Source organism: Rhizobium sp. NZLR1b, assembly GCF_019685155.1.
In the GTDB taxonomy this organism is placed as follows: Bacteria; Pseudomonadota; Alphaproteobacteria; order Rhizobiales; family Rhizobiaceae; genus Rhizobium.
In genome coordinates this window covers 75108-94829 of the sequence record NZ_JABDWC010000014.1, presented here as the reverse complement: position 1 = coordinate 94829, position 19722 = coordinate 75108, and the positions used below count along the sequence as shown (strand labels likewise).

The window sequence follows — 19722 nt, the reverse complement described above, 5'->3', positions numbered from 1 at the left end:
CGCACACCCGGCGGCCCTGCTCAGGCAGCGATGCCCTGGTTGCCGCTATTGCGCAGCATGTTGCGGAGGCGATAGGCGATCGCCAAGGGTTTCGGAAACGGCTTGCGCAGGAAGGCGACCTTGCGGACATAGTTGTCGATCCGCCAGCTCGCCCAGGTGCCGCCGGCAAAAAACGCGACGTCGCCGGCGCAAAGCGTTCGTTCGGTGCCGTCCTCGGCGGTGATATGGACCTCGCCTTCGAGGATCATCACGGTCTCGTCCCAACCGAAATACCAGCGGAATTCGCCGGCGGTGCAGTCCCAGATCGCCGTCAGCGAGGCCTCGTCATGGCCGCGCGAATGTTCGGCGGTGCGGGCCTGCGGATTGCCGCTGACGATCCAGTCCGGATTGATCGGCGAAGGCTTCAGCGGCAGCAGGTCGCTTGCATGCGCGACGAAAGATTTCCCCGCCGGCTTCGCCACGGCATAAGGCACCGAGCGCGCCGCCATGGCGACCGCACTTGCAAGCATCAGCTTCCAGGCCATGAACAACCCCAATTGTTATCCCTACCGAGGGGGTAGCAGAGAGTCGTAAGAACCTGGTTCACGCGGGGACTAAAAGTTTAACGATTGGGACGGCGATCTTGAAAGGCGGGCTAAAGCCCTTTGTTTTTATGCATGTCGTTGTCCCGGAACCGCTGCACACTTCCGGGCGACATGCATTAGAAAGCGTCTTGAAAGTGCCGCGGCAGCCGGCCGGGCGTGACCGCGACGATATCATAGCGCTGGGAAAGACGGGCCTGATCCGCCTGGCGGGCGAGCCAGAGATCGCTTGCCGCTCGTATCCGTTTTTGGGCAGAGACAGAGACGGCGTCGACGGCTGCGGCTTCGCCATGGCGGGCCTTGACCTCGACGAAGACAGCGAGATCGCCTTTGCGGGCGATAATGTCGATCTCGCCGAACCGGGTGCGGTGGCGCAGCGCCAGGATGCGGTAACCCTTCAGCATCAGAAAGAGAGCGGCGACATATTCCGACATCAGCCCCCGGCGCAGCGCTTTTCTTCTTATGGCGGTGAGGTCGTTATCGCCCATCGGCGCCCTTCAGCTCCAGCAGGCGCTGGTAGAGCACCTTGCGCGGCAGGCCAGTGAGACGGGCCGCCTCGGTCGCCGCCTTGGCCGTCGGCATGGTCTTGACGAGATCGGCCAGCACGGCTTCGACATCGGCCTCCGGCGTTTCCACAGGCTCGGGCGGGCCGACGACGAGGACGATCTCGCCCTTGACGTTTTCCACCTGCTGATAATGCGCGGCAAGCTCACCAAGCGTGCCGCGGCGGAATTCCTCATAGGTCTTGGTCAGTTCACGGCAGACGGAGGCAGGCCGGGTGCTGCCCAGCACATCGGCGGCGGCCAGAAGCGTGGCGCCGATACGGTGCGGCGATTCAAAGAAGATCAGCGTTGCCGGGGCTGCGGCTAATTCGCCAAGACGATCGCGGCGGGCCTTGTCCTTGACCGGCAGGAAACCGGCAAACAAAAAGGCATCGTTCGGCAGGCCGGAGCCGACAAGGGCTGCAAGCGGTGCCGAGGCGCCGGGAATGGGGATGACGCGGTGACCTGCCGTGATCGCCTGCTGCGCCAGCCGATAGCCCGGGTCGGAGACCAGCGGCGTGCCGGCATCCGACACCAGCGCCACCGAGCGGCCGGCCTCCAGCGCCTGGATGAGCCGCGGGCCGGCCTCATCGGCATTGTATTCGTGATAGGCGAAGGGACGGTTCTGGATGCCATAGCGGTCAAGCAGAACGCGGGTGACGCGCGTATCCTCGCAGGCAAGCACATCGGCGCCGGCCAGCGTTTCCAGCGCCCGCAGCGTGATGTCGCCGAGATTGCCGATCGGCGTGGCGACCAGATAGAGCGCCGGTTCCAGCGGCCGCGCCGGCACCGCCATATTGTGCAGGCGGAAGCTTCGCCGGTTGGCGGCCTGCTCTGTCGTTTCCTCATTCATGCCATTTGCTTTCGTCCCGCCGTCATCGCGCCTTTATGGGCGAGCGGCGCAGCTTCGGCAAGGGTTCGGATTTCTGTGCGCATTGCGCTGGAAAACCGCAAATGCAGGCGCCTGGCCCTCCATGCCTCTTGCAAACCGATGCTGAAGTCTGCCATTTTGCCCGTCCACTCACCCGGCCCAGGCCGGGAAAGCATTCTTCGGGTGCTCGATGCGCCCGGACAGTCACGGTCGAAAGCGGTAGCATCCCATGCGTATTACTATTGAGCGGTCAAACCTGTTGAAATCGCTGAACCACGTGCACCGCGTGGTCGAACGTCGCAACACGATCCCGATCCTGTCCAACGTATTGCTGAAGGCCGATGGCCAGAACCTTGACATGAAGGCGACCGACCTCGACCTCGAGATTACCGAGGCGACGCCGGCAAGCGTCGAGCAGGCCGGCGCCACCACCGTTCCCGCCCATCTTCTCTACGATATCGTGCGCAAACTTTCCGACGGATCGGAAGTGCTGCTGGCGACCAGCGCCGACGGCGGCTCGATGACCGTGCAGTCCGGCCGCTCGAAATTCTCGCTGCAGTGCCTGCCGCAATCGGACTTCCCGGATCTGACCGCCGGCACCTTCACGCATTCCTTCAAGCTGAAGGCGGCCGATCTGAAAATGCTGATCGACCGCACCCAGTTCGCGATCTCGACTGAGGAGACCCGCTATTATCTCAACGGCATTTTCTTCCATACGATCGAGAGCAAGGGCGACCTGAAGCTCAGGGCGGTCGCCACCGACGGCCACCGGCTGGCGCGCGCCGATGTCGATGCGCCCTCCGGCTCCGAAGGCATGCCCGGCATCATCATTCCGCGCAAGACGGTCGGCGAACTGCAGAAGCTGGTCGACAATCCTGAAGTGATGGTGACCGTCGAGGTCTCCGACGCCAAGATCCGCCTGACAATCGGCTCGATCGTCATGACCTCAAAACTGATCGACGGCACCTTCCCGGACTACCAGCGGGTCATCCCGACGGGCAACGACAAGGAAATGCGCGTCGACTGCACGACCTTCGCCCAGGCCGTCGACCGCGTCTCGACCATCTCGTCCGAACGCGGCCGCGCCGTGAAGCTGGCGCTTTCCGAGGGGCAGTTGACGCTGACCGTCAACAATCCGGATTCCGGCAGTGCGACCGAGGAAGTCGCCGTCGGCTACGACACGGATGCGATGGAAATCGGCTTCAATGCCAAATACCTGCTCGACATTACCGCGCAGCTTTCCGGCGAAGAGGCGATCTTCCTGCTGGCCGATGCCGGCTCGCCGACGCTGATCCGCGACACGGCAGGCGACGATGCGCTCTACGTGCTGATGCCGATGCGCGTCTGACGGGAACGAAGGCCTCCCGTCTCCGTTTTTCCTCCTGTCGAAGCGGAGGATCCGATGATGACAAACACGGGAATGGTGCGCATCGGCGTATCCGGCTGGACCTATGCGCCCTGGCGTGGCCAATTCTACCCGGAGGACCTGCCGCAGAAGCAGGAGCTCTCCTACGCTGCCCGACACTTCCCGTCGATCGAGATCAACGGCACTTTCTACAGTCTGCAGCGTTCCGAAAGCTTCGGCCGCTGGCGCGACGAAGCGCCCGATGATTTCGTCTTCGCGGTCAAGGGGCCGCGCTTCATTACCCATATGCTGCGGCTGCGCGCGATCGAGACGGCGCTCGCCAATTTCCTTGCCTCCGGCCTGCTGCGGCTCGGCCCGAAGCTTGGGCCGATCCTCTGGCAATTTCCACCGAACATGGCCTTCGATGCCGATCTTTTCGAAAATTTCCTGGCGCTGTTGCCGCAGGACCGCGATGCAGCGACAGCACTTGCCAAGCGGCATGACGGGCATGTCAAGGGACGGGCCTGGCTTCGAAGCGATGGCGATCAGCCGATCCGCCACGCGCTCGAAATCCGCCACGACAGCTTCCGCTCTGCCGCCTTCATCGAGATGCTCAGACGCCACAATGTTGCGCTCGTCTGCGCCGACACGGTGGAATGGCCGCTGCTGATGGATATCACCGCCGATTTCATCTATTGCCGCCTGCATGGCTCCGAACAGCTCTATGTCAGCGGCTACGCGGACGAGGCCCTCGACCTCTGGGCAGACCGGATCCGCTCCTGGGCAACCGGCGGAGAACCGGAAAATGCGATGCGGGTGCTGGCGCCGCTTACGCCGCGCAACACGGGCCGCGACGTCTATCTCTATTTCGACAATACCGACAAGAAGCTGCGCGCGCCCATCGACGCCGATCATCTGAGCGAAAGGCTTGCCGATCTCATGCCGCGTTCGGCGCCGAAAGCCGCATGAGCTGTTGATGCCGATGTCCTCGTTGCGAAAATCCTTGTCCCGGGAACGACAACCGGCATATTAAGGCATTCGATCAACGTGCGGATGGGTGGAGAATGCGCTTACGAGTCAAGGTGAAGGAACACCTCGGGAAGAGATTCGATGAGGAGATCCGTTTCTTCCGGGGCATGATGCAGGGGCCGAAGACGGTGGGCTCGATCGTGCCGACCTCCTCGATTACCGCCAAGCGCATGGCAAGCGTCATCGACATGCATTCCGGCATGCCGGTGCTCGAACTCGGGCCGGGCACCGGCGCCATCACCAAAGCCATCCTCGGCCGCGGTGTGAAGCCGGACAATCTGGTCGCGATCGAATATTCGACGGATTTCCACCAGCATCTGCAGCGCGCCTATCCCGGCGTGCACTTCATCAACGGCGATGCCTTCGATCTTCAGGCGACGCTGGGTGAATTCGGCGACCGCACGTTCGATTGCGTCATCTCGTGCATTCCGCTTCTGAACTTCCCGATGGCGATGCGGGTGTCGCTGCTCGAAAGCCTGCTCGACCGGCTGCCGGCCGGCCGGCCGGTGGTGCAGATTTCCTATGGTGCGATCTCGCCGATCGCCGCCAATCCCGACCGCTACCATATTCAGCATTTCGACTTCGTCATGCGCAACATTCCGCCGGCGCAGCTCTGGATCTATCGGCGCGGCTGAGATGTTCGGGCTCTACATCACCCATCCGCAGGTCCGGATCGACGCCAACGTGCCGGTGCCGAAATGGGGGCTTTCCGATGTCGGCGCGGTGCGCGCCCGCAAGGCAGCGGAAAGCATCTGGGCGCGGCAGTTGCGGCGCATCGTCTCCAGCGACGAGACGAAGGCGATCGAGACAGCCGAAATTCTGGCGGAAGCCGCCGGCGTGACGATCGAGATCGTCCACGGCATGCACGAGAACGACCGTTCGGCCACCGGCTTCCTACCGCCGCCGCAATTCGAAGAGGCGGCCAACTGGTTCTTCGCCCATCCGGAAGAGAGCTTCAAAGGCTGGGAACGCGCCGTCGATGCCCAGCGCCGGATCGTCGAGGCGGTGAAGAGCGTTCTTGCCACACATGATGCGACAGCGCCGATCGCCTTCGTCGGCCATGGCGGCGTCGGCACGCTGCTCAAATGCCATCTGGCGGGCAAGCCGATCGGCCGCGACCGCGACCAGCCGGGCGGCGGTGGCAATCTCTATGCTTTCGGCCTTGCGGATCGGCTCCTATCATGCGACTGGACACCCATCGAAGACTGGCAGGGGTGACTTCAGATGGACGCACGCGAGCGGTTGATCGTCGGCCTGGATGTTCCAACGATCGACGAGGCGGAAAGACTGGTTTCAACGCTCGGCGACGACATTGTCTTCTATAAGATCGGCTATCAGCTGGTCTTTGCCGGCGGCCTCGAATTTGCCCGCGACCTTGCCGCAAGCGGCAAGAAGGTCTTTCTCGACATGAAGCTGCTCGACATCGACAACACGGTTGCGTCAGGCGTCGAGAACATCGCCAAGATGGGCATGTCGATGCTGACGCTGCACGCCTATCCGAAGGCGATGAAGGCGGCAGTCGAGGCAGCGGCCGGTTCCAGCCTCTGCCTGCTCGGCGTCACCGTGCTGACCTCGATGGATGCCGACGACCTTGCCGATGCCGGCTATAGCCAAGATCCGCACAGCCTGGTGCTGCGCCGCGCCGGACAGGCGCGAGTTGCCGGCATGGGCGGCATCGTCTGCTCGGCAGCTGAGGCGGCCGAGGTGCGCGAGATCGTCGGGCCCGACATGGCAATCGTCACCCCCGGCATTCGACCGACCGGCAGCGACCATGGCGACCAGAAGCGGGTGATGACGCCGTTCGACGCGCTGAAGGCGGGGGCGACGCATCTCGTCGTTGCCCGGCCGATCGTCAAGGCGCCCGATCCCCGGCAAGCGGCCCGCGCCGTCCTCAACGAAATGGTCGGCGCGCTCTGGCCGGCAAACCGCTGACAGAACCCAACACAAAAGGGAGAAGATCATGGCCAAGGGATACTGGATCGCCCGCGTCGATGTTCGCGATGCCGAGCGCTACATGGATTACGTGGCGGCGGCCAAGCCGGCCTTCGAAAAATACGGCGCGAATTTCCTGGCGCGCGGCGGCGCCTTCACCGAACTCGAGGGCAAGGCGCGGGTGCGCAACGTGGTGATCGAATTCCCCTCGCTGCAGCATGCGGTCGACTGCTATAATTCGCCGGAATACCAGATCGCCGCGAAAATCCGTCAGGAAGTGGCGGATGCGGAAATGGTCGTCGTCGAGGGCGTCTGACCCGGCTCGAATCCGCAAAAACTGAGGGCGCGATAGGCCTTCCCGTCGCGCCGGGATTGGGCTAAGACGGAGCCGATACAGCATCCCGCCAAGCCTTTCGAGGAGCCTGCCATGACCCTTGCCAACCTGCCGCCGCTCGTCACCGTATTCGGAGGGTCCGGCTTTGTGGGCAGGCACGTGGTCCGGGCACTCGCCAAGCGCGGTTATAATATCCGCGTCGCCGTGCGCCGTCCCGATCTCGCCAATTTCCTGCAGCCGCTCGGCAATGTCGGGCAGATCTCCTTCGTGCAGGCGAACCTGCGCTATCGCAGCTCGATCGACCGCGCCGTCGACGGTGCGAGCCACGTCGTCAATTGCGTCGGCATTCTGCACGAGACCGGCCGCAACACCTTCGACGCCGTGCAGGAATTCGGCGCCCGCGCGGTTGCCGAAGCGGCGCGCGGCGCAGGCGCCACGCTGACCCATATTTCGGCGATCGGCGCCAATGTGAATTCGGATTCAGGTTATGGCCGCACCAAGGGCCGTGCCGAAACCGCAATCCTCTCCATCAAGCCCGATGCGGTGATCTTGCGTCCGTCGATCGTCTTCGGACCGGAGGACAGCTTCTTCAACAAGTTTGCCGATATGGCCCGCATGTCGCCCGTCCTGCCCTTGGTCGGCGGCGGCAAGACGAAATTCCAGCCGGTCTATGTCGAGGATATCGCCGAGGCCGTTGCCCGCGCCGTCGATGGCAAGGTCGCAGGCGGCAAGATCTATGAGCTTGGCGGGCCTGAGGTCTTGAGCTTCCGCGAATGTCTCGAGACAATGCTGAAGGTGACGTGCCGCAAGAACCCGCTGGTCTCCCTGCCCTTCAGCGTCGCTTCGCTGATCGGCAGCATCGCTTCGCTGATCCCCTTCGTGACGCCGCCGATCACCCCGGATCAGGTTCGCATGCTGAGATACGACAACATCGTCTCCGCAGCAGCCGAGGCGGAAGGCCGCACCCTGCAGGGCCTCGGCATCACGCCGACCATGGCAGCGTCGGTGCTCGACTCCTATCTCGTGCATTATCGGCCGCATGGCCAGTACACGGGCACCGGCAAGGCCGCCTGACCAATTTTTTGAATCTTCGGAACGACGCCGTTCGCGCATGACGCGGACGGCGTTTTGCTTTGCCGGCTCAAGCAAAGCTGGCACAAGTTTGAAATGGTGTTGTGCCGGCCATACCAAGTGCAGTTGCATAAAAGACGCATCGGAAATTTTGTGGAATTAACGCCAAATTTAGCAGGAACGTTTATTGCTATTTGCCATTCCACTGACTACCAAACCCGCGCGTCTTCCGACGGACTCAACGCCTGGGATCGCGTGCGGCAATCACTGTGAAAGGCAATTCTCGATGGGCAAGTCAATCGCGCTCCTTTTTGCGTGTGCGGCGCTAATTATCCTGGCAGGCTCCTTTGTGGCTCCAGGTTCTGTCGCGGCGATAAAGGGTGATTGCTCGCCGGCCTACGGCGTCGATCCTTGCTCGACGGCTTCGATCAGCCATTGACGAAAAGGCCGCGCCTCGATGCCGGCCTCACAAAGACAAGCAGCGGCCGGAGCGTCTGAAGCAGGACGTTCCCAATAAACGCTCGGTCTTGCCGGCTTTAAAAGCAGCGGGCGTCTACTCTTTCAACATTGCTATCTGAAAAATCGGCTGCTTCCGGAAATCGGAGGCTTGATCGCCAAGCGCGCCAGGGCATTTGCATTCGCGCCTGGAGATCGCGCGAATGCAATGCGTTTTTAGGAATGTCTCAGGCGATCAGGCCGGTTGCCGCCATGCCGAGCAGCAAGGCGCCGAGAATGATGCGGTAGACGGCAAACAGCGTGAAGCGGTTGCTTCTGATATAGGCCAGCAGCCATTTGACGGCGACGAACGCGACGACCGTGGAGACGACGAAGGCGATGCCGAGCGCCGTCCAGTCTTCGTTTGCCGCGCCGCCATCCTTGAAAGTCTTCAGCAATTCATAGCCGCTCGCGGCATACATGGTGGGGATACCGACGAGAAAGGCGAATTCGGTCGCAGCGGCGCGGTTGCCGGTGCCGGCCAGCATGGCGACGAAAATCGTGGCGCCGGAGCGCGAGGTTCCCGGGAAGACGCCCGCAACGATCTGGGCGATGCCGACCAGGATGGCGACAAGCCAGGTGATCTCCTTATGGGGGGCTTTGCGCGCCGCGGCCCATTCGGCGAAGATCATCCAGATACCGCCGATGATAAGCGCCCAGGCGATCGGCGTTGCGGTCTCCGGCAGTTCAAAGCCGAGCTTCTTGACGATAAGTCCGAGAATTGCGGTGATGAGGAAGGCGGCGATCAGCTTGGCGGCGTAATCGCGGTTCTCCGGCACCCGCCAGCCCAGCAGCAAATCCAGCAGGCGACGCCAATAAATGATGGTGACGGCGAGGATAGCACCCGCCTGAATGACGATGTTGAACATGTCCGACCGGTGGCCGAGCCATTGCTCCGCAATGATGAGATGGCCGGTGCTCGAGATCGGCAGAAACTCGGTGATCCCCTCGATGACACCGAGAATGGCAGCATTGATATAGTCCATAAATTGTCTCCGGTTTAAAGGTCGGTCAGACTTGAGCCGCGCTTGAGCCTAGCTTCAGCCGATCAGGCGCGGCCGCTATCCTCATACGCAAGAAGCGTGTTTTGTCTTTCGTCAGTTGGCGTGAAAGCCGATTCGCTTGTATTGGCCGGGCCAAACTCCTATAGCTTCAACCAATGAGTCATGACTAGGGCGCTATAACCGAGCTGCCACACAGTCCTGTAACAGCAATCATAAAGCCCGAGTATCGATGCCCACGCTTTATCATCATCCCATGTCATCCGCATCCCGCTTCGTCCGGCTGATCCTGGCCGAATACGGCTATCAGGCCGATCTGATCGAGGAGCAGACATGGGAGAAGCGCCGGGATTTCCTGGCGCTCAACCCGGCCGGCACGCTGCCGGTCTATGTCGACGACAGCATGCGGGCGCTCTGCGGCGCGACCGTCATTTCCGAGTACCTGGACGAGACGCACGGCGTGTTGAAACGCGATCGGCGGCTGCTCGCCGAGGACCCGTTCCAGCGGGCGGAAATCCGCCGGCTGAGCGAATGGTTCATGCAGAAGATGGAAAACGACGTGACCAAGCCGCTCGCTCGCGAGCGTGTCTACAAGTTGCAGATGACCGCCGATCAGGGCGGCGGAGCGCCAGATTCGAAGGTTTTGCGCACGGCCCGCGCGAATATTCGCCAGCATATGCGCTATCTCACCTGGCTTGCCGGCTCGCGCCAGTGGCTGGCTGGCGAGCGGATGAGTTATGCCGACCTTGCCGCCGCGGCCTCGATTTCGATCCTCGACTATCTCGGCGAGATCGACTGGGCGGATGCGCCCCTCGTCAAGGACTGGTACCAGCGGCTGAAGTCGCGTCCCTCCTTCCGGCCGATGCTGACCGAACGGGTGCGCGGGCTGACGCCGGTTTCGCACTATGCCGACCTGGATTTCTGACGAGGGCTCTTCATGCCCGAAGCTGATAGAGATGACAAAGAGCGCCGCCGCCGCGACAATTTGACCGCGTTGGTGCGGGCGGAATCCGCCGCCAAGGGCTTCGATCTCTGTCGCATCACGCGGCCCGACGCGATCCCGCAAGCGAAGGAGCGCCTTGGCGAGTTCATCGATGCCGGACGGCACGGGACGATGGCGTGGATGGCGGAGACGCGCGAACGGCGCGGCGATCCGCTGACACTCTGGAGCGAGGTGCGCTCCGTCGTCGTCTTCGGCCTCAATTACACCCCGGAGGAAGATCCGCGCGGCATTCTCGACAAGCCGGACAGAGCGGCGATCTCCGTCTATGCGCGCAACCGCGATTATCACGACATCATCAAGGGCCGGCTGAAGGAGATCGCCACGCGCTTTGCGGCACGCGCCGGCGCCGATGTGAAGGTGTTCGTCGATACCGCGCCTGTGATGGAAAAGCCGCTGGCGGCGGCAGCCGGCCTCGGCTGGCAGGGCAAACACACCAACCTCGTCAGCCGCATACACGGTTCGTGGCTGTTCCTCGGCACGATGTTCACCACGGCGGATCTTGCCGTCGATGCTGCGGAGACCGATCATTGCGGCTCCTGCCGCGCTTGTCTCGACGTCTGCCCGACGGCCGCCTTCCCGGCGCCTTACCAGATCGATGCGCGGCGCTGCATCTCCTATCTCACCATCGAGCACAAGGGGCCGATCGACCCCGATCTGCGGCCGCTGATCGGCAATCGCATCTATGGCTGCGACGACTGTCTGGCCGCCTGCCCCTGGAACAAGTTCGCAAGCTCCGCTTCCGAGATGAAGCTGAAGGCACGGGAAGATCTGCGCGAGCCGACGATCGCCTTTCTGCTGACGCTCGACGATGCCGGCTTCCGCATCTTCTTCAGCGGCTCGCCGGTGAAGCGGATCGGCCGCGACCGCTTTATCCGCAATGTGCTGATCGCCGCCGGCAATTCCGGCGAGACGGCGCTGGTCGGGCAATGTCGTTTACTCGCCGACGATGCCTCGCCGGTGGTGCGCGGGATGGCGGTCTGGGCGCTGTCGCGGCTGATGGAGGCTGGCGAATTTACGGGTTTTGCCGCACGAAGGGCAGACGAGAGTGACGACGACGTGCTGAACGAATGGCGGCTGGCGGGAGTGAGCTGATGCATGTGATGATCTTTGGCTGCGGTTATTCCGGCACGGCGATCGCCAAGGCCTTCGCCCGCAACGGCGTGCGCATTTCCGGCACCACGCGCTCGGCCGACAAGGTGGAGGCGCTCCGGCAAAACGGCGTCGAAGCCTTCCTTTTCGATGGCGAGACCCTGGACGACCAGTTGCGCCGAGCCCTGGAGAGCGTCACCCATCTCGTGCAGTCGATCGCGCCGGGGAAGGGTGACCCGCTGCTGCGGCTGCTCGGCGAAGGCGGCGCAAGCCTGCCGCCCAGGCTCGAATGGATCGGCTATCTCTCCACGGTCGGCGTCTATGGCGATCACAAGGGCGCCTGGATCAACGAGGACACTCCGTGTGTTCCGGTTTCCGGGCGGTCGAAGGAGCGGCTCGAGGCGGAAGAGGGCTGGCTGGCGATGGGCCGGGAGCGCGGCGTGCCGGCGGCGGTGCTCCGGCTTGCCGGCATCTATGGGCCGGGACGCAATGCCTTCTGCAATCTGGACAAGGGCACGGCCCGACGGCTGATCAAGAAGGATCAGGTGTTCAACCGTATCCGCGTCGAGGATATCGGTGCGGTGGCCCGCTTCCTGTCGGATGGTGGCCTCGGCGGCATCTATAATGTCACCGATGACCGGCCCGGCCCGCCGCAGGATGTGATCGTCGAGGCGGCGCGGCTGATGGGCGTCGCACCGCCACCGGAGCAGGCCTTCGAAACCGCCGAACTGTCACCGATGGCGCGCTCCTTCTACGGCGAGAACAAACGGGTTTCGAATGCGAAACTGAAGGCCGCCGGCTTCGAATTCTCCTTCCCGAACTATCCGATGTCGCTTGCGCAATTGTGGCAGGACGGACGTTGGCGGGGTTAGAACCGGCTGCTCGATGTGACCGACGTCATCGCCCAAAATGAGTAGGAAATTCCTACTTTCCGCATTTGGCGGGACGAATTTCGCCCTTTATTATAGTTAACGGCCTTTAAATTTGCGCAAATGTGGCAGCAAATATGGCAAAGTCGGAAAAAAATTTTTGCGATTTTTGTGAACGCCGGGATGTTAACCATTCTTCTGAAAAATTCGTTCGGATTTTAACTGATTTCATTGTGTTTTTTCTGTCGCAGTGATCGCCGCCCGTTTCCGAAATTCCCCCGTCGCGCTCACGAATGTTACAGATTGTAATATTCCGTGATCAACCGCGGCACTTTTTCGCCACTTTTTCACAGATTTAAGCCCCGCCGCCTGTTGAGGCGTTGCGTTCAATAGTTGAGGGATACTCTGTTTTGAAGAAAATACGTCGTTCTATTATCGCTGCCGTAACTATTGCAGCCTGCTCTTCCGTGCTTCCGGCGGAGAGTTTTGCTGGAGATGGTTGCGGCGGTGCTTCATGGTACGCACTTCACTCCAAAACTGCTTCCGGGGAACGTATGAACCCTGCCGTCTTGACTGCCGCACATCGTTCGCTTGCGTTCGGCACCAAGGTGAAGGTCACCAACCGCAACAATGGCCGCACCGTCGTCGTTCGCATTAACGATCGCGGTCCGTTCATCCGCGGCCGGGTGCTCGACCTGTCGCGCGCCGCCGCCCAGAATATCGGCATGGTGAGCTCCGGCACGGCGAAGGTCTGCTACCAGGTAATCAGCTAAGGCGTACTGCCGGACAACCAGCTGCGCCGTCAGCGGCGCTTGCTCTTGCCGTCAATCGCGGTTACCACGCGGTTGAGACTTGTGAACATTCCGCCCCGCGCCTGTCGCGCCCGTGCGGATCGGTCGCAGGCCATGGCAATTAGGAGACTTTGAATGCGTCTGGGCGGCCGCCTCGAAGGGGCGATTTCTGTGCTCGCGGATATCGATGCCCGCAAGCGGCCCGTCGCCGACGCGCTGAAGGACTGGGGCCTCGCGCATCGTTTCGCCGGCTCCGGCGATCGTGCCGCAATCGGCAACATCGTCTATGACGCCCTGCGCATGCGGCTTTCCCATGCCTGGCTGATGGATGACGACAGCGCTGCAGCCATTGCCCATGCCGTCATGTTCCGCCAATGGGGTTTCACACCCGACAGCCTTGCCGCCGAACTGGCGGACGACAAATTTGCGCCGGCGCCGCTGAACGCCGATGCCGCTGCGGCATTTGCCAGCCGCTCGCTCGACGATGCGCCGCCGCATATCCGCGGTGATATCCCCGAATGGGTCCAATCCTCCTTCGAACAAGCCTTCGGCGCCAGCTGGCTCGCCGAGGCACAGGCGCTTGCCGCCCGCCCGACGCTCGATCTGCGCGCCAACATCCTGAAGTCCTCCCGCGACAAGGCCGTCAAGGCGCTCGAACGAGCCGGCGCGCAGGCGGCGAAGATCGCTCGCTACGGCATCCGGATTGCCGCCGGCGAAGGCGCTTCGCGTCTACCCAACGTGACAGCCGAGCTTTCGTTCCAAAAGGGCTGGTTCGAAGTTCAGGACGAAGGATCGCAGATCGTCGCCGACCTGGTGCTTGCCCATGAGGGCGACCAGGTTCTCGACTATTGCGCCGGCGGCGGCGGCAAGACGCTCGCCATGGCGGCCGCCATGCAGAACAAGGGGCAGGTTCACGCCTATGACGCCGACCGCAAACGGCTGGCGCCGATCATCGAGCGGCTGAAGCGGGCGGGCACGCGCAATGTCCAGGTGCATGACGACGCTAGGGCGCTTTCCAGCCTTGCCGGGCGCTGCGACAAGGTGCTGGTCGACGCGCCGTGCACCGGCACCGGCACATGGCGCCGCCGCCCCGATACGAAATGGCGGCTGACGGCAAAGAACCTCGACGAACGCACCGCCCAGCAGCAGGATGCGCTGACGCAGGCAAGTGGCTTCGTCAAGCCAGGCGGCGAGCTGATCTACGTCACCTGCTCGGTGCTGCCCCAGGAAAACGAGGAACAGGTGCGCCGCTTTACGGCTGGCCATCCTGATTTCCAGATCGTCAGCGCCCTGCCCGCCTGGGATGCGCTCTTCGGGAAAGACGTCTCACGTCCGCACTCTTCCGACGGCCTGACGGTGACGCTGACGCCCGCCTCCACCGATACGGACGGCTTCTTCTTCTGCCGCATGCAGCGGAAGGGCTGAGGGCGGTTGCTGCCGCTTTTTCAAGCAGATGCGCTTGGAAGAGCGTGCCTGCGGCGGCTATCCAATCTTACAATCATTCCAAACTAGAGTGTTTGACACAAGTTTGCTTTTGGGCGAAGAGACGGAGCCCGATTATAGCGCCGCGCGTCTTATCAGACGCGCAAAGGACGCTGTAACAGTTTGAATCGGCGCATCGTGCTTTCCGAAAATCGATGCCGATTTTCGGGCCGATGCGCTAGACGGAATATCCGTCACAGGAGAGGATCATGAAGCTCAACACATTCCGCGCAGCCGTGCTGGCGATTGCCCCCGCCGCCCTGCTCGCCCTGCCCGCCCATGCCGAGACCGATGCTGCCGCTGTGGTCAAACACTATGCCGACGTCGGACATGCGAAATACGAAGACTCGCTGACGACGGCAAAGGCGCTCGATACCGCAATCGACGCTTTCCTGAAGGCGCCGACCGACGCGACGCTGAAGGGAGCCCGGGACGCCTGGATCAAGGCGCGCGTTCCCTATCAGCAGACGGAAGTCTATCGCTTCGGCAATCCGATTGTCGACGACTGGGAAGGCGAGGTCAACTCATGGCCGCTCGATGAAGGCCTGATCGATTATGTCGATCCCTCCTATGGCAGCGAGAGCGACGAAAATTCGCTCTATGTGGCAAATGTCATTGCTAACAAGACGATCAAGATCGACGGCAAGGATGTCGACGCTTCCAAGCTGACGCCGGAATTCCTCTCCGGCACGCTCGCCGGGGCCGGCGGCATCGATGCCAATGTCGCGACCGGCTACCACGCCATCGAATTCCTGCTCTGGGGCCAGGATCTGAACGGCACGGGACCTGGCGCGGGCAACCGCCCGGCAACGGATTACGACCTGAAGAACTGCACGCACGGCAATTGCGACCGCCGCGCCGAATATCTGAAATCCGCCTCCACCCTGCTGGTGTCCGACCTGCAGGAAATGACCGACAACTGGAAGGCGGACGGCGCTGCGACGAAGAATGTCGAAGCCGACCCGAAGGCCGGTCTCGTCGCGATCCTGACGGGCATGGGTTCGCTTTCCTACGGCGAGCTGGCCGGCGAGCGCATGAAACTCGGCCTGCTGCTGCACGATCCGGAAGAAGAGCATGATTGCTTCTCGGACAATACCTACAACTCGCATCTGAACGACGCGATCGGCATCGCCGCCGCCTATACCGGCAACTATACCCGGGTCGACGGCACCAAGCTCAGCGGTCCATCGCTGCACGATCTAGTGGCCGCCAAGGACAAGGCGCTCGACGCCGAGATGGAAGACAAGCTCAACAAGACGCTCGATGCGATGAATGCCATGGCAAAGCGCGGCGAGACGGTCGAGAAATACGACCAGATGATCGGTGAGGGCAACAAGGAAGGCAATGCCGTCGTCCAGGCCGCCATCGCCGGGCTGATCGACCAGACGAAATCGGTGCAGCGCGTTATTGCCGCACTCGATCTCGGCACGGTTCAGCTTGAAGGTTCCGACAGCTTGGATAATCCTAACGCCGTCTTCAAATAAGCAAAAAGGCGGGCCGCTTCGATAACGGAGCGGCCCGAACCCTGAAATGTCGCATGCCCCGGCCCGCCGATTGATCGCCAGCGCAGTACTCTGCGCCACGCTTGCCGGTTTTTCCGCAGCACTTGCCGCCGGTTTCGATCTGCCGGCGAAACGCATCGACCTTTCCGAAGCCGATCTCAAGCGCGTCGCCGACGTGACGCGGCCGACCAAGGATTTTTCGAAGGCCGAGCAATACGAAGCGATGCAGGCGGGTGCTACGACTTCGATCGACCCGGTCACCGAAGACAGCTTCTCGCATATTTCGGCCAACATCCCCTTCGAGGAAGAGCAGAATTTCAGGCTCGGCAATTCGCTCTTCCGCAAGCTCTGGGTTTCCGCTCCCTCCTCGACGCAGGCCTCCGATGGCCTTGGGCCGCTTTTCAACGCCCGCTCCTGCATCAGTTGCCATGTCAATGACGGCCGCGGCAAACCGCCGGAGGGTGGCCCAAGTGCTGTCTCGATGCTGCTGCGGCTTTCGCGAGCAGCCGCAACGCCGGACGAGGAAAAGGCGATCGCGGGAGCTGACGTCGTCAACTTCCCCGATCCCGTTTATGGCCATCAGCTGCAGGACTTTGCCGTTCCCGGCCTTGCTGCCGAAGGCCGGATGGCAATCAACTATGATGAAGAGAAGGTGACGCTCGGCGATGGCGAGACCGTATCGCTGCGCCGGCCGCATTATGCGGTGACGAACCTTGCCTATGGATCGCTCGATCAGGCGACGACAATTTCGCCGCGTGTCGCCTCGGCCATGATCGGCCTTGGGCTGATCGAGGCGATTCCCGAGGCCGATATCCTTGCCCATGCCGACCCAGACGATGCCGATGGCGACGGCATCTCCGGCAAGGCGGCGATGGTGCGCGACCACCGCAGCGGCGAGGTTACACTCGGCCGGTTCGGCTGGAAGGCGCAGAACGCCACGGTGCGCGACCAGAGTGCCGATGCCTTTGCCAGCGATATCGGCATCTCGACATCCGATCAGCCGAATGCGCAGGGCGATTGCACCAAGGCGGAAGAGAAATGCCTTGATATGCCGACCGGCGTACAGAAACGGCTGGGGGCGCAAGAGGCACCGGATCCCATTCTCGACCTAGTGACCTTCTATTCCGAAAACCTTGCCGTTCCGGCCCGCCGCAAGGCGAGCTTTCCCGAGACGCTGAAGGGCAAGCGGATCTTCTACGACAGCGGCTGCATTTCCTGCCATGTGCCGAAATTCGTCACCCGCAGGGATTCGCCCGACAAGGCGCAATCCTTCCAGCTGATCTGGCCCTATTCCGACTTTCTTCTGCACGATATGGGCGACGGGCTTGCCGACGGGCAGCAGGTCGGTCTTGCAAGCGGACGTGAATGGCGCACACCACCGCTATGGGGTATAGGACTGACCCGGACGGTCAGCGGACACAGCTTTTTCCTGCATGACGGCCGTGCGAGGGATCTCACCGAGGCGATCCTCTGGCATGGCGGCGAAGCTGAAAAGGCCCGCAACGCTTTCTCCTCCCGGTCAAAAGACGACAGGGCGGCCCTGATTACATTCCTGGAGTCACTTTGATGCGCCTTTGGCACCCCCTGCTCTGCCTCACTCTGATCGGCCTGGCCACATCGGCGGTCGCCCAGACCGCCGCCACCCCTCCGGCAGGGCTGAACGAGGATGCCGTTCCGGCGGTCATGCAGCGCGCCGTCGACGAAGTCATCCGCCCCGGTTATCGCAACATGCAGCAATCGGCCGCCCGGCTGACGACGGCGATGAAGGATCTCTGCGACGACGGCACGCAGCAGACGCTCGACAAGGCCAAATCCACATTTGACGACACCATCCGCTACTGGTCGATCATCGAGATCGTCCAGACCGGGCCTGTCATCCAGGACAATCTCTTCGAGCACATCCTGTTTTACCCCGACCGCAAGGGCGTCGGCCTGAAGCAGGTGCAGGCGCTGATCGCCAAGGCCGATCCGAAGGATGCGGCGGTCGATGCGATCGCCGGCAAGAGCGTTGCGCTGCAGGGCCTGACGGCGCTGGAATACGTGCTTTACGGCAATGGCGCCGACGATCTCGTCAAGCAGAAGGGCGGCTTCCGCTGCCTTTACGGCCAGGCGGTTGCCGGAAACATCCAGCGTGAGGCCGGCGAAGTCGTCGCCGCCTGGGAAAAGCCCGACGGCGTGCAGGCGAGCTGGAAACATCCAGGCCCGCAGAGCAACGATTTCATGGACAACAAGGAAGCGGTGACCGCGCTGCTCGGCATTCTCGTCCACGGCGCGGAGAATGTCCGCGACCAGCGGCTCGAACAGTTCTACAAGGGCAAGGACACCGCACCGCGCCCGCGCATGGCGATCTACTGGCGCTCGAAAAACACCTGGAAATCGATGGCCGCCAATCTGGAGGGACTGCGCACGCTCTGGCAGAAGGCCGGCATGGCCGAACTTCTGCCGCCGGACAAACAGCCGATCGCCGCCTCAATCGACGAGGATTTCAAATCGCTGCTCGACAGCGTGCCGAAACTCAATCCCGACATCGATGCCGCCTTAAGCGATGCGGAGAAGGCCAAGCTCGATACGCTGCTGGCCGAGAGCCGCGATCTGATCACCCGGATCAGCGACGAATATGGCGCCGCCATCGGCCTTTCGGCCGGCTTTTCCTTTTCGGACGGGGACTGAACCAATGATGCGAAGTGCTGCGATGAACCGACGCGATTTCGTCAAGGCGGCCGGGCTCGGCTTCCTCGCCACCCTGGCACCGAAATCGCTGATGGCCCTGGAGCGGGCGGACGCGGTCTATGCCTCGGGCATTCGTGCGGCCGACGGCTCCTTTGCCGTCGCGACTGTGACAGAGCGCGGCGAGGTCATCGATCAGGTCAAGCTTCCCGCCCGGGCTCACGGCATGGCCTTCAGTGCCGCCACCGGCAGGACCGTCGCCTTCGCCCGCCGGCCGGGCACCTATGCGATGATTTTCGATCCGCGAAATAAGGCCGAACCGATTGTCATCAGCTCGCGGGAAGACCGGCATTTCTACGGCCACGGCGCCTTCTCCGCCGATGGTCGTTTGCTCTACGCCAGCGAGAACGACTTCGACGGCAATCGCGGCATGATCGGCCTCTACGACGCCACCGACCGCTTCACCCGCATCGGCGAATTCGAGACCTACGGCATCGGCCCGCACGACATGACGGTCTCCGACGACGGACGTCTTCTGATCGTCGCCAATGGCGGCATCGAGACGCATCCGGATTTCGGCCGCACCAAGCTCAATCTCGGGGAGATGCAGCCGTCGCTGGTGCTGATCGATGCCGCGACCGGTGCTCTGGTCGAAAAACATGTGCTGCCGGCGGAATGGGCAGAACTCTCCACCCGCCACATCGATCTCGATGACAGGGGCCGCATCTGGTTTGCCTGCCAGTACGAGGGTCACCGCAAGGATTTGCCGCCGCTCGTCGGCCATTTCACCAAGGGCGAGGACCTTACCTTCATCGACCTGCCGGAGCAGACGACGCGCAGGCTCGCCAATTACGTCGGAGCGATTGCCGTCAATCGCAGTGAGGGCCTCGTCGGTATCACCTCGCCGAAGGGCGGCGCCTCGGTGACCCTCGACGCAAGGACGGGCAAGGTGCTCGCCGAAACCAGCATTCCGGATGCGGCCGGCATCGCGCCGGCAAAGAGCGGCTTTGCCGTCTCCTCCTATGATGGCGATTTCCTGTCGACCCGCAGCGACGTCGCCTGGGATCAGCACATCGTTCGGATCTGAACCAGCGACGTAGAGCGTGATCTCGCGCGAA

General features: G+C 62.4%; 20 protein-coding genes. 16 read left to right on the top strand and 4 right to left on the bottom strand.

Going from position 1 to position 19722, the window contains the following annotated elements; genetic code table 11:
- Positions 1-20: 20 nt before the first annotated feature.
- The 3 genes from HJB84_RS20060 to rsmI all read right to left on the bottom strand — a co-directional run bounded on the left by HJB84_RS20060 (position 21) and on the right by rsmI (position 1976).
- Positions 21-524, bottom strand: coding sequence for a cupin domain-containing protein (locus HJB84_RS20060; protein ID WP_221116691.1), 504 nt, complete (start codon positions 522-524; stop codon positions 21-23).
- Positions 525-700: 176 nt separating this feature from the next.
- On the bottom strand, positions 701-1069 hold the full coding sequence (locus HJB84_RS20055) for a YraN family protein (protein WP_207582591.1): 369 nt from the start codon (positions 1067-1069) through the stop codon (positions 701-703).
- Complete coding sequence (gene rsmI, locus HJB84_RS20050) at positions 1059-1976, bottom strand: 16S rRNA (cytidine(1402)-2'-O)-methyltransferase (protein ID WP_221116690.1); 918 nt, start codon at positions 1974-1976, stop codon at positions 1059-1061. Before rsmI ends, HJB84_RS20055 begins: the two co-directional genes overlap by 11 nt.
- 247 nt (positions 1977-2223) lie before the next feature.
- Here rsmI and dnaN point away from each other — a divergent pair, with 247 nt between their 5' ends.
- From dnaN to HJB84_RS20015, 7 genes are all read left to right on the top strand, one after another.
- A complete protein-coding gene (gene dnaN, locus HJB84_RS20045; RefSeq protein WP_207582589.1) occupies positions 2224-3342 on the top strand; it encodes a DNA polymerase III subunit beta in 1119 nt (372 codons plus the stop codon).
- 54 nt (positions 3343-3396) lie between these two features.
- Complete coding sequence (locus tag HJB84_RS20040; protein ID WP_221116689.1) at positions 3397-4308, top strand: DUF72 domain-containing protein; 912 nt, start codon at positions 3397-3399, stop codon at positions 4306-4308.
- 95 nt (positions 4309-4403) lie between these two features.
- Positions 4404-5003, top strand: coding sequence for a phospholipid N-methyltransferase PmtA (gene pmtA / locus HJB84_RS20035; protein WP_207582587.1), 600 nt, complete (start codon positions 4404-4406; stop codon positions 5001-5003).
- Between the two features lies 1 nt (position 5004).
- A complete protein-coding gene (locus HJB84_RS20030; RefSeq protein ID WP_221116688.1) occupies positions 5005-5586 on the top strand; it encodes a histidine phosphatase family protein in 582 nt (193 codons plus the stop codon).
- Between the two features lie 6 nt (positions 5587-5592).
- The gene (pyrF, locus tag HJB84_RS20025) at positions 5593-6300 is read left to right on the top strand and encodes an orotidine-5'-phosphate decarboxylase (protein ID WP_221116687.1); all 708 of its coding nucleotides are present in this window, start codon (positions 5593-5595) and stop codon (positions 6298-6300) included.
- A 28-nt stretch (positions 6301-6328) separates the two neighbouring features.
- Positions 6329-6616, top strand: a complete 288-nt coding sequence (locus tag HJB84_RS20020; protein ID WP_221116686.1) for a DUF1330 domain-containing protein — start codon at positions 6329-6331, stop codon at positions 6614-6616.
- 111 nt (positions 6617-6727) lie between these two features.
- The gene (locus HJB84_RS20015) at positions 6728-7708 is read left to right on the top strand and encodes a complex I NDUFA9 subunit family protein (protein ID WP_221116685.1); all 981 of its coding nucleotides are present in this window, start codon (positions 6728-6730) and stop codon (positions 7706-7708) included.
- Positions 7709-8388: 680 nt separating this feature from the next.
- On the opposite strand, the gene HJB84_RS20010 is transcribed toward HJB84_RS20015, so the two are convergent.
- Positions 8389-9186, bottom strand: coding sequence for an undecaprenyl-diphosphate phosphatase (locus tag HJB84_RS20010; protein ID WP_221116684.1), 798 nt, complete (start codon positions 9184-9186; stop codon positions 8389-8391).
- 247 nt (positions 9187-9433) lie between these two features.
- Here HJB84_RS20010 and HJB84_RS20005 point away from each other — a divergent pair, with 247 nt between their 5' ends.
- From HJB84_RS20005 to HJB84_RS19965, 9 genes are all read left to right on the top strand, one after another.
- Positions 9434-10126 (top strand): glutathione S-transferase family protein, encoded by a 693-nt coding sequence (locus HJB84_RS20005; protein ID WP_207582581.1) that lies wholly within the window; start codon positions 9434-9436, stop codon positions 10124-10126.
- Between the two features lie 12 nt (positions 10127-10138).
- Positions 10139-11296, top strand: a complete 1158-nt coding sequence (gene queG, locus HJB84_RS20000) for a tRNA epoxyqueuosine(34) reductase QueG (protein ID WP_221116683.1) — start codon at positions 10139-10141, stop codon at positions 11294-11296.
- Positions 11296-12165, top strand: coding sequence for an SDR family oxidoreductase (locus HJB84_RS19995; RefSeq protein ID WP_221116682.1), 870 nt, complete (start codon positions 11296-11298; stop codon positions 12163-12165). Before queG ends, HJB84_RS19995 begins: the two co-directional genes overlap by 1 nt.
- Before the next feature lie 407 nt (positions 12166-12572).
- Positions 12573-12935, top strand: a complete 363-nt coding sequence (locus HJB84_RS19990) for a septal ring lytic transglycosylase RlpA family protein (protein WP_221116681.1) — start codon at positions 12573-12575, stop codon at positions 12933-12935.
- A 153-nt stretch (positions 12936-13088) separates the two neighbouring features.
- Entirely contained in the window at positions 13089-14378 is a 1290-nt protein-coding gene (locus HJB84_RS19985) for an RsmB/NOP family class I SAM-dependent RNA methyltransferase (protein WP_207582577.1), read from the top strand.
- 266 nt (positions 14379-14644) lie between these two features.
- Complete coding sequence (locus tag HJB84_RS19980) at positions 14645-15919, top strand: imelysin family protein (RefSeq protein ID WP_207582576.1); 1275 nt, start codon at positions 14645-14647, stop codon at positions 15917-15919.
- Between the two features lie 46 nt (positions 15920-15965).
- On the top strand, positions 15966-17504 hold the full coding sequence (locus tag HJB84_RS19975; protein WP_207582575.1) for a di-heme oxidoredictase family protein: 1539 nt from the start codon (positions 15966-15968) through the stop codon (positions 17502-17504).
- Positions 17504-18607: an imelysin family protein gene (locus tag HJB84_RS19970; protein ID WP_207582574.1), complete on the top strand. Its 1104-nt coding sequence runs from the start codon at positions 17504-17506 to the stop codon at positions 18605-18607. Before HJB84_RS19975 ends, HJB84_RS19970 begins: the two co-directional genes overlap by 1 nt.
- Before the next feature lie 4 nt (positions 18608-18611).
- Positions 18612-19691 (top strand): DUF1513 domain-containing protein, encoded by a 1080-nt coding sequence (locus HJB84_RS19965; protein WP_207582573.1) that lies wholly within the window; start codon positions 18612-18614, stop codon positions 19689-19691.
- Positions 19692-19722: the final 31 nt, after the last annotated feature.